The 23,019-nt window shown below is 43.7% G+C and carries 16 protein-coding genes; 2 read left to right on the forward strand and 14 right to left on the reverse strand.

Going from position 1 to position 23,019, the window contains the following annotated elements; translation table 11 throughout:
• Positions 1-64 precede the first annotated feature (64 nt).
• The 9 genes from ACVBIU_RS17025 to ACVBIU_RS17065 form a co-directional block, all read right to left on the reverse strand.
• A complete protein-coding gene (locus ACVBIU_RS17025; RefSeq protein ID WP_447164386.1) occupies positions 65-3,283 on the reverse strand; it encodes a type I restriction endonuclease subunit R in 3,219 nt (1,072 codons plus the stop codon).
• Between the two features lie 236 nt (positions 3,284-3,519).
• Entirely contained in the window at positions 3,520-4,116 is a 597-nt protein-coding gene (locus ACVBIU_RS17030) for a hypothetical protein (protein WP_447164370.1), read from the reverse strand.
• Between the two features lie 45 nt (positions 4,117-4,161).
• The gene (locus tag ACVBIU_RS17035; RefSeq protein WP_447164369.1) at positions 4,162-5,070 is read right to left on the reverse strand and encodes a DUF4145 domain-containing protein; all 909 of its coding nucleotides are present in this window, start codon (positions 5,068-5,070) and stop codon (positions 4,162-4,164) included.
• 68 nt (positions 5,071-5,138) lie between these two features.
• Positions 5,139-5,825, reverse strand: coding sequence for a hypothetical protein (locus ACVBIU_RS17040; protein WP_447164368.1), 687 nt, complete (start codon positions 5,823-5,825; stop codon positions 5,139-5,141).
• Positions 5,812-5,979 (reverse strand): hypothetical protein, encoded by a 168-nt coding sequence (locus ACVBIU_RS17045; RefSeq protein ID WP_447164367.1) that lies wholly within the window; start codon positions 5,977-5,979, stop codon positions 5,812-5,814. The genes ACVBIU_RS17040 and ACVBIU_RS17045 overlap by 14 nt, the downstream gene beginning before the upstream one ends.
• Positions 5,976-7,397: a restriction endonuclease subunit S gene (locus ACVBIU_RS17050; RefSeq protein ID WP_447164366.1), complete on the reverse strand. Its 1,422-nt coding sequence runs from the start codon at positions 7,395-7,397 to the stop codon at positions 5,976-5,978. Before ACVBIU_RS17050 ends, ACVBIU_RS17045 begins: the two co-directional genes overlap by 4 nt.
• Positions 7,398-7,405: 8 nt before the next feature.
• Positions 7,406-9,844 (reverse strand): type I restriction-modification system subunit M, encoded by a 2,439-nt coding sequence (locus tag ACVBIU_RS17055; RefSeq protein WP_447164365.1) that lies wholly within the window; start codon positions 9,842-9,844, stop codon positions 7,406-7,408.
• A gap of 279 nt (positions 9,845-10,123) precedes the next feature.
• Positions 10,124-11,347: a tyrosine-type recombinase/integrase gene (locus ACVBIU_RS17060; protein WP_447164364.1), complete on the reverse strand. Its 1,224-nt coding sequence runs from the start codon at positions 11,345-11,347 to the stop codon at positions 10,124-10,126.
• A gap of 253 nt (positions 11,348-11,600) precedes the next feature.
• A complete protein-coding gene (locus ACVBIU_RS17065; RefSeq protein ID WP_447164363.1) occupies positions 11,601-12,929 on the reverse strand; it encodes a tyrosine-type recombinase/integrase in 1,329 nt (442 codons plus the stop codon).
• A 480-nt stretch (positions 12,930-13,409) separates the two neighbouring features.
• Between ACVBIU_RS17065 and ACVBIU_RS17070 the strand changes: the two genes are divergently transcribed.
• On the forward strand, positions 13,410-14,942 hold the full coding sequence (locus tag ACVBIU_RS17070) for a leucyl aminopeptidase (protein ID WP_447164362.1): 1,533 nt from the start codon (positions 13,410-13,412) through the stop codon (positions 14,940-14,942).
• Positions 14,943-15,088: 146 nt separating this feature from the next.
• Here the strand turns inward: ACVBIU_RS17070 and ACVBIU_RS17075 are convergent, their stop codons facing one another.
• The 4 genes from ACVBIU_RS17075 to ACVBIU_RS17090 all read right to left on the reverse strand — a co-directional run bounded on the left by ACVBIU_RS17075 (position 15,089) and on the right by ACVBIU_RS17090 (position 21,356).
• On the reverse strand, positions 15,089-18,256 hold the full coding sequence (locus ACVBIU_RS17075) for an efflux RND transporter permease subunit (protein ID WP_447164361.1): 3,168 nt from the start codon (positions 18,254-18,256) through the stop codon (positions 15,089-15,091).
• 11 nt (positions 18,257-18,267) lie between these two features.
• Positions 18,268-19,431 carry an efflux RND transporter periplasmic adaptor subunit gene (locus ACVBIU_RS17080; protein WP_447164360.1) on the reverse strand — a complete coding sequence of 388 codons (1,164 nt, stop codon included), beginning with the start codon at positions 19,429-19,431 and terminating at the stop codon, positions 18,268-18,270.
• Positions 19,428-20,828, reverse strand: coding sequence for a TolC family protein (locus tag ACVBIU_RS17085; protein ID WP_447164359.1), 1,401 nt, complete (start codon positions 20,826-20,828; stop codon positions 19,428-19,430). The genes ACVBIU_RS17080 and ACVBIU_RS17085 overlap by 4 nt, the downstream gene beginning before the upstream one ends.
• Positions 20,829-20,942: 114 nt before the next feature.
• On the reverse strand, positions 20,943-21,356 hold the full coding sequence (locus ACVBIU_RS17090) for a hypothetical protein (protein ID WP_447162544.1): 414 nt from the start codon (positions 21,354-21,356) through the stop codon (positions 20,943-20,945).
• A gap of 335 nt (positions 21,357-21,691) precedes the next feature.
• Here ACVBIU_RS17090 and ric point away from each other — a divergent pair, with 335 nt between their 5' ends.
• Positions 21,692-22,429, forward strand: a complete 738-nt coding sequence (gene ric / locus ACVBIU_RS17095; protein ID WP_447162545.1) for an iron-sulfur cluster repair di-iron protein — start codon at positions 21,692-21,694, stop codon at positions 22,427-22,429.
• 74 nt (positions 22,430-22,503) lie between these two features.
• On the opposite strand, the gene ACVBIU_RS17100 is transcribed toward ric, so the two are convergent.
• The gene (locus tag ACVBIU_RS17100; RefSeq protein WP_447164358.1) at positions 22,504-22,968 is read right to left on the reverse strand and encodes an Sbal_3080 family lipoprotein; all 465 of its coding nucleotides are present in this window, start codon (positions 22,966-22,968) and stop codon (positions 22,504-22,506) included.
• Between the last annotated feature and the right edge of the window lie 51 nt (positions 22,969-23,019).

A 23,019-nucleotide genomic window follows, 5' to 3' on the forward strand; every position in this document is an offset into this window, starting at 1 on the left:
GTGCTGTTTATTAAGCTAATAAGCCTACTATGCTACTAGCTAGTCTCAATTCCTCTAATCCATACTAAACTCGGTGTTCATTGAGCATATCAAACATGACTTCTAATACACTCTGACGAGTAGACGGATCGCTCAAGTATTTCAGCATCATCTCTTGTTCAGCACTTGAACTCGCCATAACAGCTTCATCACTCGCTACAGGGAAGTCGCCAAGCATGGCTTGAGCTCTAGTGTTGTTCTTAATCTGAGCCATAACAGTCTCGTTTTCTCTGACCTTCTCACTCCATTTACGAACGGTATTAATTAAGTCACCATCTGATAAGTTTTCATTTGCAAATGCTTCATTGAGCTTTTCTAGGACAAAAGATAGTAACTCTTCCTGCTTATCCTTAGCCTTGGCAGTACCGATATCAGTACTCGGTTCTAATTGGTAATCGGGCGCATCTTCTTTGAGCTTGATATCTTGCTGACGGATTTTAGATAGTCGGTAGTGACTCATCACTACGTTGTCTAAGTCTAACTCATCTTCTTCAATCACCTTTTCCCGTAGCAACGGGCGCAAGTGACGAGCATATAAGCTAAGCTTTTCTAGCTCTTTATCATCATAATCCACCAGCTGAGACATAAACTCATAGAAGCGAGTAAAGCTGCCAAGATCCTTCTTGAATATCTCAAGTCGGTCTTTCTCCTGCTTACAATCCTTAAAGCTATTTTCAGCATTAGCAATTAGAACTGCATCGCCCGTCTTCTTTGTACGTTCAAACATCTCTTTAGCTTTTATGTAAGCCTCTACTGCTGATGTATAACGCTTTTGCCAACGCTCTTTGGCTGGATGACAAATATTACTAATCGCCGCATTGGATTTATTCTTAGTGAAAAAGGCTTCGCAGAACTGCTCCACTTCAGACCATACGAAGATGCCACTAGTGCGCAGCTTCTCATACAGGTCAAACACCATATTAGGGTCAGTTACATCCGCCAATTCTGCAGTTTGAAAATAGGGCTGGAAGGCAGCCAAAATGTCATCTGGCTCATTGTAGAAATCTAATACGAAGGTGCCAGTCTCTGCTTTGCTCGGATAAATACGGTTAAGACGAGAAAGCGTTTGAACGCACTCTACGCCGCCTAATTTCTTATCAACATACATGGCACATAGCTTCGGCTGATCAAACCCCGTTTGGAACTTGTTTGCCACCAGCATGACTTGATAATCATCACTATCGAAAGCTTTACGCATATCCCGACCTTTTAGGTCTGGGTTCATATTTCTTTCGGTGAACTTCTGATCCATAAATGCAAAACTATCAGGATCATTATCATTGAACTCAATTTCGCCAGAGAAAGCCACCATAGCCCGAATTGCTTCATAGCCAGTTTTCTTCTCAGCAAGCGCATCTGCTACGTACTTATCAAAAGCCAGCTTGTAACGTACAGCCTCTTTACGAGAGCTGGTCACGACCATTGCCTTTGCCTGTCCACCTAATAAGCCCATCACGTTATCTTTAAAGTGCTCAACAATCACTTTCACCTTTTGTGATATGTTGTGATCGTGCAAGCGCACCCATTGATTCAACTTCACCTTGGCTTTCTTACTGTCGACTTCTTGATCAGCAGCTTCCACCTTCTGTGCTAATTGGTACATGACCTTATAGTTGGTGTAGTTCTTTAACACATCAAGAATAAAGCCTTCTTCAATGGCTTGGCGCATTGAATACACATGATACGCTTCTGGCTTATTCTGCTTTGACGGCGGAAGCTCTGGCTTTGGTAATCGCCCAAACGTTTCTATGGTTTTAGATTTTGGGGTCGCAGTAAAGGCATAATAGTTAAGGTTACTATTGCCTCTTCGAGCAGCCACAACCGAATCAAGAATGTCTTCCGATGACAACTCTATATCATCATCGGCCTCTTCTATCATTAGCACTTCTTTTAGCTTACGAGCCGTATCGCCTGTTTGCGAGGAATGTGCCTCATCAGCAATTACGGCGTATTTACACTCTTTCAAGCTGGTGCTGTTTTCAATTGCTCTTAAAACATGCGGGAAGGTCTGAATCGTTACGATGATGATAGGCTGAGAGTTTTCTAGAGCTGAAGCCAACTTCTCTGATTTAGAGCCATCACCTTCTTTATTATTAATACGCCCAACTACACCATCTGCATGTTCAAACTGGTAAATAGTATCTTGCAGCTGATCATCAAGCACGGTTCTATCTGTCACCACAATGACTGAGTGGAACTGCTTGTTACCTTCAGCATCGTACAAGGTAGAAAGTTGATGTGCTGTCCATGCAATAGAGTTTGACTTACCCGAACCTGCACTGTGCTGCACAAGGTACTTGTTACCAGTCCCTTCTTTGATTGCTGCATCAATCAACTGAGTCACTACATCCCACTGATGGTAACGCGGAAAGATAAGCGCCTCTTTCTTGTACTTACGACCTTCCCAATCTTCTTTCTCTTCAATTTGAAGATGAACAAAGCGACCAAGGATATTGAGTAAGTTGTCAGGGACTAATACTTCATTCCACAGATAATCTGTGGCGTAACTGTTTTCATCTTCAGGTACATCATTACCCGCTCCGCCCTCTTCAGTCCCCTTATTAAATGGCAAAAAGAAGGTGTCATCCCCCTCTAATTTAGTTGCCATATAGACTTCATATTGACTCACGGCGAAATGCACTAAGGCACCACGCTTAAAGCTCAGCAGAGGTTCCACTTTCTTAGTCACTGGGTCTTTAGATAGACGAGTACGTTTGTATTGCTTAATGGCGTTCTCAACCGATTGCTTGAACTCAGACTTAAGCTCTAATGTCGAAACGGGTAAGCCATTAACAAATAAAACTAAATCAATACGCCATCTTTTGGCCTTCTTACCCGTCGCTTCTAAATGCTCCTTGGTCGCATACGGGCTATAAACTAGCTCAGGTACAACACGGCATATGTTCTGCTGATAACGCGCTAAGGTTTCAGGGTTTAGGCTATGTTCAGGCTTAAACTGGCACAAAGAGAAACGTGCATTACGGATTTTAAGATCGTGACGAAGCACACCTAAGGTGCCATAGGTACGTGATGCTTGATCTGTTGCATTCACGTCTGCTTTTTTAAGCTGCGCAACCAGTGCTTCTAAAAAGTGACGTTCTGATTCGCTAGGGTAAACCTTACAAAGCTTTTGCCACTCTTTTGGCTGGGTTTCTTTCACAAATGCCAGTACATCTTGCTCATATAGAGCTGATTCGCGGTTATAACCTTCTGGCTTACCCTCAACCCAACCATTCGCCACCATTTGGCGAATGATGTCATCTTGAAATACTCGTTCTAAAGTTGGCTCATGTTTTATAGTCGAAGCCTCTTTTTTACCAACCTTTACTGATTCAGCTTTAACACTCTTTAAGGACATAAACTGTACAGAGCAATCCATATCAATATCGCACGCTTTCTTCAGCTCAATCACTTTTTGACGCTTTGGTCGCTTGATGGCTGAACTCATTTTAACTGGTTGAGTATTGTTTTCATCTTCACTCATCTATTAGCCCCCAAAACTTCATCTTGTTTAACTGTAACTTTTTGCAATTCAATGACATTAACATCTGTTATTTTTCTAGATGACGAAGCATCCAAATCGAGCAATATAAACATTCCACCAGCGATGACTAGCGGCACAGCTGCGACTTTTAATTGGCTTACTATCGACGACAGTTTTTGCTGACGTTGGTTATTAGTCTTACAGTTTGCTCCTGCACATTCACTGTATTCTTCTAAGAGATATTCTTCAAAAACTCCAGCCTGATTTTGATCATCAGTCTCTAGTGCTTTTCTGTATTTCTCACTCTCATCCATAGGTGGAAGATAGGTATACTCATTGTTCCAAAAGGCATTTGCCAGTTTTAATGCCGCAACAGCAAACAGACTAATGCTGATAAAAACCAACACGCCAAAAATGAGCAACAAACTGCTCTCTATCTTTAGCTCTATATTTCGTGCCATATAGATGATCAGCGTGACACCAGTAGCAATAAGCGCAAACCTCACCTGAGCTTGAGCCGTGATATCTTTTTTTCTATCCATCTCGAAAGCAAACTGCTCACGGTAGATATCTAAAACATCCTTTTTATCCACCTACTAATCCTTACCTTGGTCTGTATAATTTTGAATTAACGCTCTTCAGTTTGGCGTTTCGGTGAGCTGACTTTTGCTTTCAATCGCCAGCTGTATTTTGTCACTACCAAATTTATGTACTAGTTGTTTGTAATTGTCTCTGGTAGCAATGTAACGCGCTTTTCTATCGTATATCTCCAGTACAAACTTAAAAATTTCAAAAGCATGAAGTAAATCAATTTCAGTTACATCGTGCGCATGAGTGCCTTCGTTGCCCACCAGTTTGAGTGGTTCAAGATATTCTGCAATCTCAGGATAGTGCTCTTTCAATGAACATATTCTTTGATGAAGACCTTTCCCTTTAACCTGCATATCGTCACAGAATGACTCTATGGCTCGACGAAGTTTTGAAGCCGATGATGCAGGATCGAAATGAAAGTGCTTAAACGCATCGTTTAGTTCAACCTGAATACTATCTGGTGTAAAAGTGGAGACGGAAACAATCGGAACGGTAGGTGAAAAGTGCTCCACCTTGATTGCTGGTGGCTTCTCTTTCTTATCTAAAGAGAAACTTCTCATATACAGGCCAGAGGCAGTAACACTCTGCTGACAGTTTTGACAGCTAAAGAAACCACAAAACAGGTTTGGCTCACCATTTGCGGGGTTTGAGGTGTATTGATGATAGGTTCCAGCAGCTAAGAGGAACTTAAGAAAAAAGTTCGATTCTGACGCCATTATTTGTTGGCTTGTCGATTGCGCTTGTTCAGCTGACATCGACTTTTCTGACTGATACTTACGGCTAGCTTTTGCAGCCGTACCTTCAGACAGCTTTCTAAACTGAATAGTCTTTGTTTCTAATTCAAGCTGCTCTTCGTTGCAGTATGGGCAAGGCAAAGATGGATAGTCACCCAATTTCACAAAGCCCACAATTCGCTGCCACTTCTGTAAGTTACCAGTGTAAATTCCCTTTATCATTTCAATCCTTTAATTATATTTTAATTCGTCTAGACCATGGTCAGCATGATACTTCATGGCAGCACTATCTAAGTCAGTAGCTTAGGAATTGTCTCGGCCAAAATTGGATAAATAGTCAAGCCTATAGCTGTAAATGCGATCAAGTATGGAGCATAGATATCTAAAGACTCACGAAACCTTACTTGTGCATCCCACCAGCACTTGAAAACAATGGCCAGTGCATAGATTGACCTTTTGGGGTCTTTAAAATTCAGTAGATAAACCTGACTATATTTTTCATCACCATCTCGGGTATATAAATCATATGAGATCTGAGCATTAAAAAACCAGTTTGCATGAAACGATTCACTCAATGATGACTCATCATCATGCCTAAAATTATCATCATTGTATCCCGCGTAGGCAGGGGCTATATCAACCATATAGCCTCCCTCCTGATCACTATACTCACATGCCCCATAAAAAAATGAATGCTTTAGCAATTTATCTGTCCATTCCTTTGTGATGGCTTGCTGATAGATGCTGGTGTAAGAGTAGTAACGAAAAAGCGAGAAGCCTGTTGATACTAATAATAGGTTTAATATCCCATCCATATTGGCAAAGGTGATTTTAAAAAAGAGAGTATTAGCCTCAGAAACCTTGGCACCAGTAAAACAGATGGCAATGAGAACCATAGATAGACCAACCAACAAACGCCGCTTAGAGGCTAGAGGTGCATCGTCATGTATGGTTTTGCTTAAATCACTTGGTTTCATTACGTAAAACCTTAATCAATACCAAGCTATCTCGATCATATAATGCAAATTCATGGTTATAGCCTTCAGGCTTTCTCACTAGGCTGCCATGCGCCACTATCAAGCGAATAATGCCATCTTGGAAAGTACACTCTTGAGTTGAAACACTACTCATTGATCACCATCCTGCCGCTGCGTTTCTTGAGCCGCTGGTGCTTGCCAGTTTCGTACGTCGATTTTTCCTGTAACTGCGGCTGAGATTAGGGCTATGCGGCGCTCTTGCATCAAATCAATAGCATTTTGAGCTTTATCAATTGTCTTATCAAAATGTTCTAGCTTTTTACTTAAATAGTTCGCAATATTCCTTTGTTCTTCTTTTTCCGGAGGTATTGCAACAACGATTCCCAAAACATCACTATTTGCTAAATTTGCTTGCTTAGTCCCTGATGGTAAAGAATATAGCTGCGTTAGATATGATTCTGACCACAACACATTAATTAGAAAATTCAAATCAATCTTTGAGGCAAATGGAAGTAATTTAGCGACTCGTTGATTTAATAAAAAACAATCACAATGCTCAACCTTAATAGCAAACCCATAGTCACGCTTTCCTAAAGTTCCAGTTAAAGACATGAGAATATCGTTCTGCTGAACTTTAAAGTCAGCCAGTTCACTTAGCATTTTCTGTGGAACAAATGTTGGTTGACGCTCTAGAGCAAGTCTATTTTGATAAACGTTGCCAATGCGAAGAATCTGTACACCTTCTTCTGTAAAAGAGTCACTACTAAATGCATAACCACCTTGAATAGATGATAGATATTTCAATTTGGTCACAACCCAATGCTCAGGCACTTCACCCAACCACTCCACACCAGAATCTTTCATTGGTGCATTAGGATTTAGTCCCTGCGTCACCGCATGGCTAATCACCGCTTGACGCTTTTCTTTTAGCAGCTTGATAAGTTGTTGCTGCTTGTCGATCAGGATGTCGATTTTCGCGGTTTCGTGATCGAGGAAGTTGGCGATTTGGGTTTGCTCGCTAAACTCTGGCGTAGCAAGGCAATATCCATTTACAACATCTGAAGGCACACGCTTTAGACCACCAGCTCCTGTCATAGCTGCTGTTGCAATATCCATGAAGCTATCTTCTTGTAGTCGGTAGTACAAAAAGCGGTTATTTACTCTCTCACTAGCACGAAGAACATAGATTTCTGAAGACCCAAAACCAATGCCATTCATTAACCCAGAGGCTACTGCTATATTCTTATTTTCAAAACATGGCGTGACTTTAGCCATAAGAACATCATCGTCTTCAAAGTATGTATATCCATTATAAACATCACTAACTAAGCATTTTTCATTCAATATAATGGAATTCAACTTCAGTTTTTCCATTGGCAAGAAATGACATTCTTTATTCAACAACGTTTCATCAATAATGGACTTTTTTGGGTTTAGGGTTGCCAAGTACTTCACTGGAATGACTTGCCAGTGTTGTGGAATATTCCCCAACCACTCAATTCCAGAATCTTTATATTCTGGATATGCCACATACTTTGACGAGCCGCTCAAGGCTGCTTCTTTTTCACTCATGACTGTCATTATGAATGTACCTCTTGCAGTAACTTCATGATGTCCTTGCTCACAGCATCGAGGTCTTTATCAATATCTTTTAGTAACGAAACTCCAGCGAGTCCCCTAGGGTTTGAGAAAACATAGAAATGGCGGTTAAATGGGATTTCATAACCAACAATACCAATCTCGCCATCTTTATCATCACGCTTGTCAGCATTGATCCATGCATCGGTAACGTGAGGGAGTACCTCTTTCTCAAAGTATCCCTCTATCAATTGATGGTTATGTTTGGACGGTTCAAGCGGTACGTTCTCGTTATCACGTAAATCGCCATCTTGCTGGAACTCGACAACCTTACCGACTAAGCCTTTAACATCACCTTGATACTCAAATGCTCCATAATACGGGTCTAGATCATCAGCTTTGAGTATCTTTTTAACCACTCGTTCAGCACTTTGATTTTTCCATGTTATTGCATCAATAAATTGCTTTTTCTCTTTGGGGTAGAACTTGATGCCAGTCGCTTTAAATGCACCTTTTAAGGTCAGCTCAAACTGATTAAAATCATCACTTTGATGCTCTTTTCCACCAAGTGATTCACCAACCTCAACTTGTAGCAGCTGAGCTTGCTCCATTAGTGATTTTTGGAAAGTCCAAACTATGCTATCTAAGACATCTTTGATTTGTTTCTCTTTAAGCTCAGGGAAGTCAAGTTTAATGAGGGCGCGTGCTTCAGCTTCAACATCTGTAAACTCACCATATGTTTCATCTGTCCAAGTTCCACTAAACTTTTCATAGAGAGATACCATCACTGCATTAAATGGCTTAGGTGCAAAGCGAAGAGATTTAACAGCTTCATCGGTAATTTGTGCAGACAAGCGAAGCGGACGCTCAATCGTTAAGCGGCGATATCCAAACTCATAAGTATTAAAGATTTTGCTTGCGAAGGTTTTAGGTGCTTCTGTTTTAGCTGTGGCAGATTGGCGTCCACGGTTTGATTTTTGCTCTACTGGTTTATCTAGCCCAAGCTCTTCAAGTGGCGTTGCATCAACCACTTCAAAGTCACCAAAGCTACGGGTAATGATTTTGATATCATCATCACTCATCACCTTACGCTTTGAACCTAGTGACTTTCGCATCTTGCCACACAGATTAGAGCCGTCAATTAATTGAACCTTGCCTTTACGTTCTGATGTTTTCTTGTTACTTAGCACCCATACGTAAGTCGCAATACCTGTGTTGTAGAACATGTCGGTTGGCAGCGCGACGATGGCTTCAAGTAAATCAGTTTCAAGGATATAGCGACGAATTTCACTTTCACCACTACCCGCACCGCCTGTAAACAGTGGTGAACCATTAAGGATAATACCGATACGACCACCAGCAGTAACACTACCGTCAACAGCGTGCGGCTCTTTTAATGAAACAGGGCGCATCTTACTAATCAAGTGCATCAAGAACAGCAGAGATCCGTCAGACACTCGTGGCAAGCCCGCACCAAAGCGACCATCGAAGCCTTTTACTTCATTCTCTGTTTTTATCTCGCTTTCAATCTTTTTCCAATCGACACCAAATGGCGGGTTAGACAGCATGTAATCAAATTTATCAGCGGGGAGTTGGTCATTAGAGAGGGTATTACCCAGTTTGATACGGCTAACATTTTGCCCTTTAATCAGCATATCTGCTTTACAGATGGCATAGGATTCAGGGTTTAGCTCCTGACCAAAGGCACGCATCACCGCTTTAGGGTTCAGTTCGTGAACATATTCCATACCAGAAGACAGGAAGCCACCCGTACCCGCTGTAGGGTCGTAAATGGTACGGATAATGCCTTCTTTAGTCAGTGCATCATCATCTTCCATAAATACCAGCGAAGTGGTTAAGCGAACGATGTCACGTGGGGTAAAGTGCTCACCCGCTGTTTCATTTGAGCTTTCAGCAAAGCGGCGAATAAGCTCTTCAAACACTAAACCCATTTCATGGTTAGATACTTTACTTGGGCTAAGATCGGTAGTCGCAAACTTCTTCACGACTTTGAATAACAGGTTCGCATCCTCTAACAGGCCAACAAACTCATCAAATTTGAAGTGCTCGAAAATTTCACGCGCATCAGCAGAGAAACATTGAATATAAGTCTCTAAGTTCTTTTTGATGTCCTTCTGACCCATCTTGCCAAGGTTCATTGGCGAAGTATTGTAAAACGATAGCGGTTTCGGGTTACTTGTGGACTTTGTCGCTGGAAGCAACATTTTCTCTTCTGCAGCTTCAGGCAAGTTCATCGCTTTAACTTTTTCAGCTTGAATGAGGACAGTATCTTTACTCTCTTCTAGTACACACTCAAGACGACGAAGAAGAGTAAAAGGCAAGATAACTCGCCCATATTGAGATTGTTTGAAATCGCCACGAAGCAGGTCAGCGACCGACCAAATGAAGGCTGCGGTTGAAGAGAAGTTGGTATTTGTCATTTGATCACTCATAAAAGCCACTAAATCGTCTCGGCTTGTGTTGATTAGTATTGCGGGAGATTCTACGGTGTTGTTGCTGGTGGAGCAATCAAGGCTGTTGAGTTGTTTGATGGTGACCTGAAGTTTTCAACTTTGCTTAAGCTAGTGGCTAAACTAGCTATCCACACTTCCGCATAAATACATTCAGAGCTACACGCTTTTATGCGCATAGAAGTGCAAGATTTCACACTTTTATGCGCGTTAAAGTTTAATAACAAAGCCGTAATTAATAATGGAGCTCTACCCTGCCTTTGCTAAACCTATTTGCACCACGTTATCAATGGGATTTGCTAACCTATCTAACCACTCACACCACATATCCAGTGCCGCTGTCGATTGCTTAAGGTATTTACTATGGTTGTAATGTTTCTCTGCCCCAGTAATTACATGGCCTATCAATTTATCCACTACCCGTGAGTCGACCTCAAGGTCATTTAGGGTGGTTGAAAAGGTACTTCTTAAGTCATGTAGCGTCCATCGTTCCTTGTGCTTTAACTTTTTACAAATCTTACCGCCTGAACCACTTACGCTGGCATCTTCTCTCAACTCACCTAATAGATAGCCTTTCTTGGCATTGCGCTTAATCAGTAGCGCAATAACTGGTTTTATTTGCATAGGTATAGATCTAACAATCACTAAGCCTGTTTTACTGTGCTGTTTTGGCACAGTCCATAAGTCATTATCGAGATCCCATTCATCGATAGTTGAAAGCCTAACTTCTTGCGTGCGCGCACCAAATACGATTAACAACAAGCACAGGTAGCGCATATAGAAGGAGCCTTTCCGCCCATGACTCCACTGCAATACGTCCTTTAGTTCGCTATATGAAAGCACCCTATCTTTTACTTTTGCTTTTTTACCTACATCGCCCACCACAAGATCATCCAATTCATGAGTTATTGCATATCCTCGAACGCGACAGAATTTTAGTGCTTGCTTACAAGTTTGTAGTATTTGCCCCGCAGCAACTGCCGCTGGCTTTTGTTTACCCTCAATACCAGTATTAATACGGTCAAAACAATCAAGCCAATGAGTGATTTTAGTTTGCTCTAAAGGGTAATGGCCGATATAGGAGTAGATATGCTTGTTAAACTGACCTCGTATTTTTTTAAAGCTCTTTCGCTTCACACGCGCATACTTTTCAATCCAATACTCCAAGGCGTCTTTAACCGTCACAGGCTCTAGTGTTTTATCTCTCACCATTTCACGCGCAACTTTAGGGTCATGACCACCAGCTAACCAAGCTCTGCATTTATCTCTTTCATCCCTAGCTTGTTTGAGGGACAAATCAGGGTAATAACCTAAATCTATACGCTTATTCTTACCTTTAATTTTATAGCGAAACTGGAATCGAATACGGCCTTGTTTAGAGACTCTAGCACCAAGCCCCAGTCCGTCACGATAAACTTTGGTTACTGCTTGAACCTTTCCATTCATGGAGCGCAAATGTGTTTCGTGTAGCATGATTATCCAGCTGATATTACAAGAGTAAATTGATTACCCGTACAACCTAAATGTGAGTAAATATAAGCATAAACAATACCCCTATCCTATAGCTCAAGGTCGGGTAAAATCCTCATCAGTGTGGATAAGTAGTAAATAGCAAATATAAACAGATACCTATAAAAACCAGTGAAAACAGCGTTTTGTTATCTTGGTCTCATTATGCAAAGGCTAGGAATTGATATAAGGAAGAATGAGCTTGAGAGGTGAAGTGCTAGCCGTATCTTGCAGAGCCAATAAGTACGACATTATCAGCAGGATTGACCAACAGTTCTAACCATTCACACCACATATTAAGCGCTGCTAACTTCTCTGGTAGATATTGACTGCGATTATAGATAGACATCACACCACCAAGGGAGTGGCCGAGCAGCTGTTCAACCACATAAGGCGCTACACTCAAATCGTTCAGTTTGGTAGTGAAGGTTCTTCGCAAGTCATGCAATGACCAAGACTCTTTATGCTTAAGCCGTTTGTAGATTAGGCTACCAGCACCACTAACGGATTCACCGCTTTTGAGCTCGCCAAGCAAATACCCCGTATCACCATGGCGTTTATATAAAAACTCAATAATCGGCTTAACTTTAGCGGGAATAGGCCTAACAATTACCGTATTGGTCTTGCTATGCGCTTTAGGCACTGTCCATAGGTTAAGCTCTAAGTCCCATTCATCAAAGGTCGATAACCTTAGCTCTTGTGTGCGAGCGCCAAAAATAATGAGTAAACGACATAGGTAGCGCATATAAAAGGTGCCTTTGCGCTTTGCAATTGAGCCCATCAAATCGTACAACTCAACATCGGTCAGCACTCTATCTTTCTTCCGTTGCTTTTTACCCACATCGCTAGCAATCAAATCATCCAGTTCGCGACTAATGGCATAGCGCCTTACTCGACAAAAGCGTAATGCTTGTTTGGCATTTTGTAGAATTTGCCCAGCAGCGACAGGCGCGGGCTTTTGTCTACCAGCAATGCCACGTCGAATACGGTCAAAACAATCAATCCAGTGGCGAGTCTCTGTTTGCTCTAGTGGGAAGTGACCAATATAGGGATAAATGTGCCTTTCAAATTGGGCAATATTTCTGTCGACATTAGCGCGATTATCTCTGGCGTAATTCTCAACCCAATACTCTAGGGCTTGCTTAACTGTCACTGGCGTTAGCGTTTTCTCTCTCCCCATGCAGCGCTTTATTTTGGGATCATGACCTTCAGCCAACCAAGAGCGGCACTCATCGGCAACATCCCTAGCATGCCTGAGCGATAAATCAGGATAAGCGCCAATATCCATGCGCTTATTTTTACCATTGATTTTGTAACGGTACTGGAAGCGAATCTTACCCAGTTTAGACACACGCACACCTAAACCTTTACCATCGGCAAGCTCGATGGTTTGAGGTTGAAGCTTGCCATTTAGTGCCCGCAAACTAGATTCGTACAGCATGATATTTTGGCTCATTTGGGTGGGAATACGGCCAATTCCATGTACCCCCATATGTACCCCCATGTAACCATAGGAACCAAAACCCACCAATACCAATGAAGACACCAAACCAGCTTTAGCTATTGATAAATAAGAAAAAATATCACGACAAAAGACAATTGAAAACCACTCAAAACAGCCAGTCGTACTCTACGGCATGAACTAAGACTAACGTCTTAACTTGTTGTATTAAAACGGGCTTTCCAGCAATGGAAAGCCCGTTTTGCTTTATATGTACCCTCATATGTACCCCGCCCTTACTTCCTCATTCCATTACAATCAATTAGTAAAAATAATCGAAACCATTCTCAGCAGCATGGCTATTTTCAGCTTCGGCTAATTTTTACCTTGTAGACTCGCAAACCATGTGACAATTCCTAACAAGTTTTAACTTAGTTGTTAATTCAAAAAATGATAAATTGCACAGCCTTCTGCGATTAACGCAAGAAAGTGTCAATAAAAACAATAACGACAACTACAACAAAAAGAAGCTGCGACGCCTTTGGCAAAACCCGATCGCAGAACTAAATCCCGATAGAGGACATTATGCTAACCAAGAAAACCCTGCTAACCAGTGCATTAAGCTTAAGCCTGTTAACTAGCTATTCAGCTCACGCCGAAACCTTTTCTTTTGTAGAGAAACCAGCAAACAATATCGACACCTTAGTCGTCTTCCAAGCAGGCGAAAATGCATCAAGCGCCCTTACCAAGCTAGATAAACAATCAAAGCAGCAAATTAGCAATGCCTTGGCACTGCAAGAATTTACTGGCGAAAAGAAGCAAATCGTTGAGATTTTAATGCCTACGGGGATTAATGCTAAACGCCTTGTGGTAATAGGTGTAGGTGATGAAGCAGAGCTAACCCCAGGTGAAGTCAATAAGCTTGGCGCAGAAATTACTGCCCACTTTAGCGGTATTAAAACCGATAACATCCAGCTACTGACATCAGGGATCTCTGATGCTAGCAGCAATGCGAGCTTTGGTGCACAACTGGCTCACGGTATTAACCTGCGCGCTTACAAGTTTGATAAATACTTTTCAGACAAGAAGCCCGCTGAGAAGAATTACACCATTGCCGTCAGCAAGCCAAAGGATGCAGACAAGCAATACGCCCAACTTGCAGCAATTGAGCAAGGCGTGTTTCTAGCCCGCGACCTCACCTCAGAAACACCTACTGAGATGACGCCCGTTGATTTTGCCAATGCGGCAAAAGAGCTTAAAAAGCTTGGCGTAAAAGTCACAGTACTTGAGCCGAAGAAAATCGAAAAACTTGGTATGGGTGCGCTGCACGCTGTTGGCCGCGGCTCTTTAGAAGGAGCCCGCTTAGTGGTTGCTCACTGGCAAGGCAATGACGATGCGCCTATCGCACTGGTTGGTAAAGGCATCACCTTTGACTCGGGCGGCTACAACATTAAAGCCTCAGGCGACTCTATCTCGCGTATGAAGTCAGACATGGCGGGTGCCGCTGCTGTACTGGGCGCCATAAAAGCGATGGCACTGCAAAAAGCAGATATGAACGTGGTAGCCGTTATGCCTCTGGCAGCCAACATGGTGTCTGAAACCGCACTTGCTCCAGGTGATGTATTAATGACAGCAGAAGGCTTAAGCGTTGAAGTGCTTAATACCGACGCCGAAGGCCGCTTAATCTTAGCCGATGGCATGTGGTACGCCCGTGAATACTATCAACCACAGGTAATGGTAGACGTTGCTACGCTAACGGGCTCTAAGGTACGTGCGCTAGGTAAACGCTACACAGCGGTATTTAGTGATGACGACACTTTAGTTGATGAACTGAGCTTCTCTGGTCAAGCCGTAGATGAAAAACTATGGCGCTTACCGCTAGCTTATGAAGACTTACTTAAAAGTCCGATTGCAGACCTAAAGAATGCCGGTTATGGCGGCCCAGGTGCCACGACTGCTGCGGTATTCTTACAGCAGTTTACCGGCGACACTAAGTGGGCTCACTTAGATATTGCTGGCAGCGCATTAGCGGCAAAAGATGTGGGTGTGACTCCAGCAGGCGGTACAGGCCACGGCGTACGTTTACTAAGTAACTGGCTTATGACTCAAAGCAAGTAATTGCTATAAGTTAGGAATTAGCTCTAGATATGGTTCTAGACTGAATTCTAAATTTAGCTTTAAAGCGAATAGAAAAAGCCCTGCAACTGCAGGGCTTTTGTTTTTCACGCTTTGGTAAAACTAACTAGCACTTGTTAAACATTAGCTTAAACAGGCGCTTGCTCAAGTTTTTCAGCATTGGCTCGCTTATTCTCACTCTTGTGATGCTCACCGCGCTGGTGTGCCATACGGTACAGAATAGGCAGTACAAACAGAGTTAATAACGTCGATGAGATAATACCGCCAATTACCACTGTGGCAATTGGACGCTGCACTTCTGCACCTGTACCAATATTCAGCGCCATAGGCACAAAGCCAAGCCCTGCCACTAAGGCCGTCATCAGTACTGGGCGCAGTCTTATTAATGCACCATCAATAATCGCTGTGATCAACTCGCCCTTCTCTTGATAGAGCTGACGAATAAAGCTAAGCAACACTAAGCCATTAAGCACCGCTACACCCGAGAGCGCAATAAAGCCCACGCCTGCCGAAATCGACAATGGCATGTCTCGTAACCACAGCGAAATGACCCCGCCTGTTAGCGCTAATGGAATGCCCGTAAAGATAATCAAAGCATCTTTGACCGAACTAAAGGCCATCACCAACAAGCCCAGAATAAGCGCCAGCGTTAATGGTACTACAATCGATAAGCGCTGACTTGCCGATTCAAGCTGCTCAAAGGTGCCGCCATATTCCAGCCAGTAACCGGCAGGGATATCCACTTGCTCGGCAATTTGCTGTCTAGCTTCACTGACAAAGGTGCCCAAGTCGCGACCACGGACGTTAGCAGTGACTACAATGCGACGCTTACCGTTTTCACGGCTGATCTGGTTAGGCGATGGCGCAATATCTAACGTCGCCACTTCAGATAACGGCACATATTGCCCAGATGGCAACATGATTGGCAGCTCGTGCAAGTGCTCAACGTCTTTGCGGATCAATTCTGGTAAACGCACCACGATTTTAAAGCGGCGATCGCCCTCAAAGATAAGTCCTGCTTGCTCGCCACCAATAGCGGTAGCAACAAAGTCCTGTAACTCATCAACCGTTAAACCAAAACGTGCTAACGCCATGCGATCAGGCTGGATCGATAGCATTGGCAAACCCGTTACTTGCTCAACTTGCAGATCGGCAACGCCATCGATCTTTTCTAGCACTTCATGGATCGCGTTAGCTGAAGCTAATAACTGATCGAGATCATCGCCAACAACCTTAATACCCAGATCGGCACGCACTCCCGAGATCAATTCATTAAAGCGCATTTCGATCGGCTGAGTTAGCTCAAAGTTATTTCCCGGCTGCCCAGAAACCGCAGCAACGATATCTGCCGCCAAAGCGTCATGACTCATCTTAGGATTAGGCCATTCATTACGCGGCTTTAGCATAATAAAGGTGTCGGCGATATTTGGCGGCATAGGATCATTTGCCACCTCTGGCGTACCGATCTTAGAAAATACATTTAACACCTGTGGGAAGTGTTTGATGCGATCTTCTAACTGCATCTGCATATCCACGGACTGCTCTAGGCCTGTGCCCGGAATGCGGATCGCTTGCAGCAAGATATCTTCTTCATTGAGCTGTGGGATAAACTCAGAGCCTAGGGTTGTTGCCAGCCAAATAGAGAAACCAACTAATGCCATAGCCGCGCCAAGCACTAACCAGCGTAGCTTCATCGCACCGATTAACAGAGGCTTGTATAGCGACTTAGTGGCGGTAATGACACGGCTCTCTTTTTCGCTCACTTTACCCGTCATAAACAGAGCAACTGCTGCAGGCACCAGTGTTAACGACAAGACTAATGCTGCTAACAGTGCCATCACCACGGTTGCCGCCATTGGGTGGAACATCTTGCCTTCTACGCCTGTAAGGCTAAATAGCGGGATATACACCACGGTAATAATCAGCACGCCAAACAAGCTTGGGCGGATCACCTCATTGGTGGCTTCAAACACTAACTGCAAACGTTGTTTACGTGGCAATACATGACCACCATTTTGCGCTTGCGCCTGACCCAGCCTGCGAATCGCGTTTTCAACAATAATCACTGCGCCATCGACAATCAGACCAAAATCGAGTGCACCAAGGCTCATCAGGTTAGCCGAAATGCCCGCTTGTACCATGCCCGTCATCGTTGCCAACATCGCCAGCGGAATAACCGCCGCGGTAATGAGTGCCGCTCTAGCGTTACCCAGTAGAATAAACAGCACCACGATAACCAACAACGCGCCTTCTACTAGGTTTTTCTGTACCGTGTATACCGCTTTGTCCACCAAAGTGGTGCGATCGTAAACCGCTTCAACTTTAATGCCATCAGGTAGCGATGCTTTAATATCTTCAAGCTTGGCGGCTACTGCGAGTGATACCTGACGTGAGTTTTCACCCACCAACATCATGGCACTACCGAGTACCGTTTCTTTGCCGTCACGGGTTGCAGCGCCGGTGCGCAGCGCCTTACCGATGCCAACTTCTGCAACATCAGCTATAAAGATTGGTGCGCTATCAATATGCTTAATCACCACTTGCTCAATATCGCTAATGCTCTTTAGCTGCGCAGCAGATCGCACTGTCAGTTGCTGGCCATCTCGCTCAATAAAACCAGCACCACGATTGCTATTACTGCTTTGCAGCGCCAGCTTAATATCGACAAATGACACACCGTATTGCAGCATATTGGTTGGCAATGGCGTGATGTGGTACTCCTTGTCATAACCACCAATAGTGTTGATCTCGGTAACACCAGGCACCTGTGCCAGCTGAGGTTTAATGATCCAATCTTGGATCTCTCTTAATGCTGTCGCGTCAAATTCACGGCCATCAGCTTGTTTAGCATTAGGCAGCGCTTCGATGGTGTACATGTAGATCTCACCGAGCCCGGTCGAGATCGGCCCCATCTCAGGTTCAATCTCGGCGGGTAACTTACCCTTGATCGCGTTTAAGCGCTCATTAATCAAGTTACGTGCAAAGTACAGATCTGTGCCCTCATCAAACACTACGGTCACTTGCGATAAACCATAGCGCGATAGCGAGCGGGTGTAAGATAACTGCGGGATCCCCATCAGCGCATTTTCGATCGGATAGGTAATTCGTTGCTCGGTTTCTTGCGGTGAATAACCTTCTGCTCGGGTACTTATTTGTACCTGCACATTGGTAATATCCGGCACCGCATCAATCGGTAATTTTTGATAACTCCACAGCCCCACTGCGACTAACAGCATGGCTAGGAACATCATCATCCAGCGTCTATTTATCGCAAGACGCAATACTGACTCAATCATTGACGTCTCCTTTAGTGAACGTGGGCTGCGCTTGATTTCTCAAGATCGGCTTTGAGTAAAAAGCTATTGGCAACGGCATATTCTTCGCCTGCTTCAAGACCCGACAATACTTCGCTCATTTCACTGTCGCTGCGGCCAAGAGTCACAGCGCGTCTTTCAAAACCTTCATCATTACGGATAAACACCACTTGCTGCCCTTCTGACTCCTGCAGTGCGCGGTTATCTATCGTTAACGTCACCGCTTGTTTACTCAGCGTCAGTTTGCCTGATAACAAAGCCCCTACCGCCCATTGGCCGCTGCTGTTATCGAGTGGCGCACGAGCGAGCTTAATGTTGTCACCGTTTGTTGAATTGAGTAGATATTGGATACTCGAAGCCGCTGTTAGCTGCTGAGCAGAAATGCTAAGCGCCTGCCCAACAGCAACCTTGCTTAGTTGGCCAGGGAAGATTTGATACTGCGCCCAAAGCTGACTGTCATCGATAATGGTCAGCAGCACATTATCAGTGGCCATTTCGCCAGTATTAGCAGTGCGGCTCACCACCACTCCGGAGATCGGCGCCTTAATCGAGTAGCGTTTTAAGCTAGAGTTTGACTCGACTTCAGCTACCACTTGCCCGGCTTTAACGCTATCGCCAACGGTTACATTCATGCGGGTGATTAAGCCTGAAAAACGGGCGCGGATTTCACTGCTGGCCGCCTCTGGCACTACTGCACGGCCATATACCGTCAATGTTTGTTTGATATCGCCCGCTGCAGCAAGCTCTGTCGCAATACCCGAGGCTACAATTTGCTCGGCGCTGATATGAACTCTGCCCTCTTCATGCTCGTCGTGACCGTGCTCATCACCATGCTCATCATCGTGACCACTATGTTCGTCTTGATGACCGTCATTATGGCCATGTTCCTCGCTATGCTCATCATCGTGACCAACATGTTCGTCTTGATGACCATCATTATGGCCATGTTCATCGCTATGCTCATCACCATGGCTATCATGCTCGTCTTGATGCTGATTGGTGTGCGCTGTTTGCTCTTGATGCGCAACTTCATGATTATGCTCAGGCTCATGGCTGTGTTCAGCTGAAGCGTTAACAGTGCTGCTAATCATCAATGCAACTGCAGCAACAACAGCAAGGTGAACTAAGGAGAATTTATTTAATAAACTAGGATTCATTTTGTATATCCTTTCGCTGCATCAGAAGAATTAGCTGACTTTGAGAAATCACTGAAGAAGGTATGTTGAGAAGCGGGTAACGGCTCAGCAATCAGCTGTTCAATATCGACGCCATAACGTAGCGCAGAGGCCGCAGCATCAATGAGTGCACGGCGAGAAAAGAGTAATTCTTCTCGGGCTGTTAAGTAGTCAAGATAGCTATACAAGCCTTGTTCATAGGCGGTTTGGGTATCTTCAAGCGCTAAAGTTAAGGTAGGGATAACACTTGCCTGTAGGCGGTTAACAGTCATTATCGCTTGTTTACGGCTGGCATAAGCACGATACAGTTGGCCATATAACTCTAAAAGTGCCACTTCTCTGTTGGCGAGTACTTGCTCTTTTGCGGCTTGTGCCGAAAGCACGGCACCAGTGTTACGCTCACCATTAAACAGCGGCATACTAAAACCGGCGGTCAATGCCATATCATTAGTTTGCTGAAATTGCTTTACACCAACCGACCAGCTGATATCGCTGCTAGACTGGGTTTTAGCAAAGCGTAACTCGGCCTCTTTAAGCTGTGCCTGAGTTAAAAAAGCGGTAATAGCTGGGCTATATTTCACTTTCTCAAATAAAGGCTCAAGTGCGACATCATCAGTAAAAGCGAACAAACTGCCCTGTAATGAAACAAAATTTACCCTAGACTCGCCCCACATCATGCTTAACGCTAATTTGGCGTAATCGAGTTGCTGTAGCTGAGTTTCTGCAACCAGTCTGGCATTAAATACCGCCGCTTGGGCGCGCTTTACTTCGGCCTCTGGTGTTACAGCTGCTTGAGCGCGCTTAGCTACAACCGCTTGTGTTTCTTCTGCAAGCTGTAATGAATCAACAGCAAGTTGCAGTTGCGACTGCGCCGCCAATACATCGATATAACGACGTGTCGCTTCAGCTAATAAGTTTAATGCGGTAATTTTTTGTTCGGCATCTAATACAGCGCGCTGCTCACTAACAATACCGCTGCGAGCATCTAACTTGTCACCAAGCTCAATGACAGAAGACAGAGATACGCTAAACTCGGCGCTATCAATTCCTTGGAACTCACCGCTGCCCACGAGATTGTCGGCATCAAAGCCGATTTCAAAGCCTGGAGTCAACGCTTGAGTTTGCGCTGCGCCATCAAGCGCTTGCTGCCTAAACTTAAACACTTTCAGTGATGGATGCTGTTGTTGAACCCGTTCAATCACAACCGGTAAAGAAAGCGTATTAGATTGTTCTGCATTACCGTTAGAGTCGGCTGTAGCCGCAATAACTGAGGTTGCGGATATCAGAGCAATAAGCGCCAAGGTGCAATAAAGCCCTCGCCAAACACAAAACATGCCAATTTTAGTGACAGATTTTGCGCAATAAGTATTATGAAACATCGGAGATTAAGCCTCGATTTAATACAAAAATACAGAGCTGTGAGTTAAACCTACAAGAGGCCCAACAGCTCTTTAGCAAGCTTGTAAAAGCTCGCTAAATGAATAAAGTTTTGATTAAACGATTAAGGCTTTAGGGGGGCGCAGGAAAGCGAAATAAGGGGACTCAATAGAAGTAGAGCTAAAAGCAAAAATGTGGCTATTAGGGCTTGCTGTCACTGATTTTAACGCAGTGATAGGGTGCATTAAGGTCATGCAACATGAGCAGCAGTTATTGCTACACTCAGCGCAGTCATCTTCTACATGACTTGCTGTTTCAACTTCATCACATTGTGATGTGTTATTTACAGTGCCGTTCGTATGCTCAGCCACATAGGTGACTTCACTGCCACAATCATCATGAGCAGAAGTACAATCATCAGCCATAGTTACCATGGATTGCATCGTTAAAATCACGATCAACAGCATCCGCCCCAACTTAGCTGGAGAGGTGATGAATATTGCTCGGATAAAACTCGATAAGCTCGACATTAGGCCGCAGCATTACCTTTGTTTTTAATAACGTACATAACTGACTTTATCGCACACTCGTATCACTTTGATTCAGGCTAGTTTAAATTAATCAAAATTAAAACACTATGTGTTTACAAATCTTAATCGGCTCTGTGTATAAAAAACTTCCGAAAACATCGATGAGACCACATCTATAGCAATAAACCTTGGCTTGGGACTTCTACCTAGATCGAGCTAAATTATACCTCAAAGTGTGATTACCTGAGCATTTTACTCAAGTAATAATTGAACACGCCAAAAGATGCAAATAATATGCACGTATATTTCAAACTAAACTTGCCTTGGATCTGCCAATGACTAAATCAAACACACTTCACTCGAACGCTCTTCAATCCAAAGAAAGCCTACTTGCCTCTCGTGTAGGAGAATTAGTCGCTAACGATTTTCGCACTGCCCATTTGTTTAGCCAGCATGGTATCGATTTTTGTTGTGGTGGCGGTATTTCATTAGCCCGAGCAATTACACGCTTTGATGCTGATGAAACAGCGCTTCTCGATGCATTAATGGCGTTAGACACTGAAGGCGAGAAGCAGCAAGGTCTAGAGCAATTAGCTTTACCCGATCTGCTCAATTACATTGAATCGACTCATCACACTTTTGTAAGAGAGAAAGCGCCTTTACTGGTAGAGTACAGCCAAAAAATGGTGCGTGCCCACGGTGAAAATCATGACGAGATAAAGCCTCTAGCAGGTTGGATCCGTGCATTAGTCGATGACTTAATGCCTCACCTGATGAAAGAAGAACAGATATTATTCCCTGCAATTTTAGGGCTACATAACCAAGTTGAGATGCAAAACTGCTTTGGTCATATCGGCAATCCAATTAATGCTATGCAGTATGAGCACGATGATGCACAGCAGATCTTTGAAAAGATCCGCGAGCTAACAAATAACTTTACCCCACCAGCGCACGCCTGCACCACTTGGCGCGTATGTTACGCCAGCTTGGCAGAATTCGAAGCGGACTTAAAACAGCATATTAATATTGAGAACAACGTTTTGTTCCTCAAAGCGCTTGCGCTAACCGCTTGAGTCATCGAACTGATGGTTAGCGTATAAAGGCTGACCCATAAAAATAAGAGGCTCACATCAGTGAGCCTTTTCTATTAAATAGCAGTTTGTTGCAACGGAGACCAATTTACTGAAGCTTGCTGTTGCTGAATAAGCTGCTCAATCAACTCTCGAATTTTAGGTTCAGCATCAATAAACTTATTCATATTCGCGCCACCACTGCGAGCGTCATAAATTGCTTCACCATCTAACCGACCATCATGAAACACCTTTATCTCTGCATAGACCATATATAATGCAAGATCCCAACGCCAATTAGCGGTATAAGTCGCTGTCCACTCACATTGCTGACTTGCATCTAACTGTTCAACAATGCGGTATTTAATTTGCTTCTCCGCTAGAATTTTTTCCATCTCTTGCAGAAAACCCTCTCGTACATCGGGGTTCTTCTGAATACAAACTTCAGCATTATTATTCACGTGTACCGGATCAACTCGCTGTTTGATTGAACAGGCGCTGGTTAATAGTAGAATTGACACTGCAACAAATAGTTTATTCATGATAATCCTTATCTAGTATAAAACTCTGTTTATTCTTAATTTTTTAAGAAA

This window comes from Shewanella sp. 30m-14 (genome assembly GCF_052977125.1).

Coding starts and splice junctions, on each gene's coding strand:
- ACVBIU_RS17025 (WP_447164386.1), bottom strand. CDS start 3,283: ATGGTGGCGAATGGTTGGGTTGAGGGTAAGCCAGAAGGTTATAACCGC.
- ACVBIU_RS17035 (WP_447164369.1), bottom strand. CDS start 5,070: ATGATAAAGGGAATTTACACTGGTAACTTACAGAAGTGGCAGCGAATT.
- ACVBIU_RS17070 (WP_447164362.1), top strand. CDS start 13,410: ATGCTAACCAAGAAAACCCTGCTAACCAGTGCATTAAGCTTAAGCCTG.
- ACVBIU_RS17080 (WP_447164360.1), bottom strand. CDS start 19,431: ATGAATCCTAGTTTATTAAATAAATTCTCCTTAGTTCACCTTGCTGTT.
- ACVBIU_RS17040 (WP_447164368.1), bottom strand. CDS start 5,825: ATGAAACCAAGTGATTTAAGCAAAACCATACATGACGATGCACCTCTA.
- ACVBIU_RS17050 (WP_447164366.1), bottom strand. CDS start 7,397: ATGAGTGAAAAAGAAGCAGCCTTGAGCGGCTCGTCAAAGTATGTGGCA.
- ACVBIU_RS17055 (WP_447164365.1), bottom strand. CDS start 9,844: ATGACAAATACCAACTTCTCTTCAACCGCAGCCTTCATTTGGTCGGTC.
- ACVBIU_RS17085 (WP_447164359.1), bottom strand. CDS start 20,828: ATGTTTCATAATACTTATTGCGCAAAATCTGTCACTAAAATTGGCATG.
- ACVBIU_RS17060 (WP_447164364.1), bottom strand. CDS start 11,347: ATGCTACACGAAACACATTTGCGCTCCATGAATGGAAAGGTTCAAGCA.
- ric (WP_447162545.1), top strand. CDS start 21,692: ATGACTAAATCAAACACACTTCACTCGAACGCTCTTCAATCCAAAGAA.
- ACVBIU_RS17045 (WP_447164367.1), bottom strand. CDS start 5,979: ATGAGTAGTGTTTCAACTCAAGAGTGTACTTTCCAAGATGGCATTATT.
- ACVBIU_RS17075 (WP_447164361.1), bottom strand. CDS start 18,256: ATGATTGAGTCAGTATTGCGTCTTGCGATAAATAGACGCTGGATGATG.
- ACVBIU_RS17090 (WP_447162544.1), bottom strand. CDS start 21,356: ATGTCGAGCTTATCGAGTTTTATCCGAGCAATATTCATCACCTCTCCA.
- ACVBIU_RS17100 (WP_447164358.1), bottom strand. CDS start 22,968: ATGAATAAACTATTTGTTGCAGTGTCAATTCTACTATTAACCAGCGCC.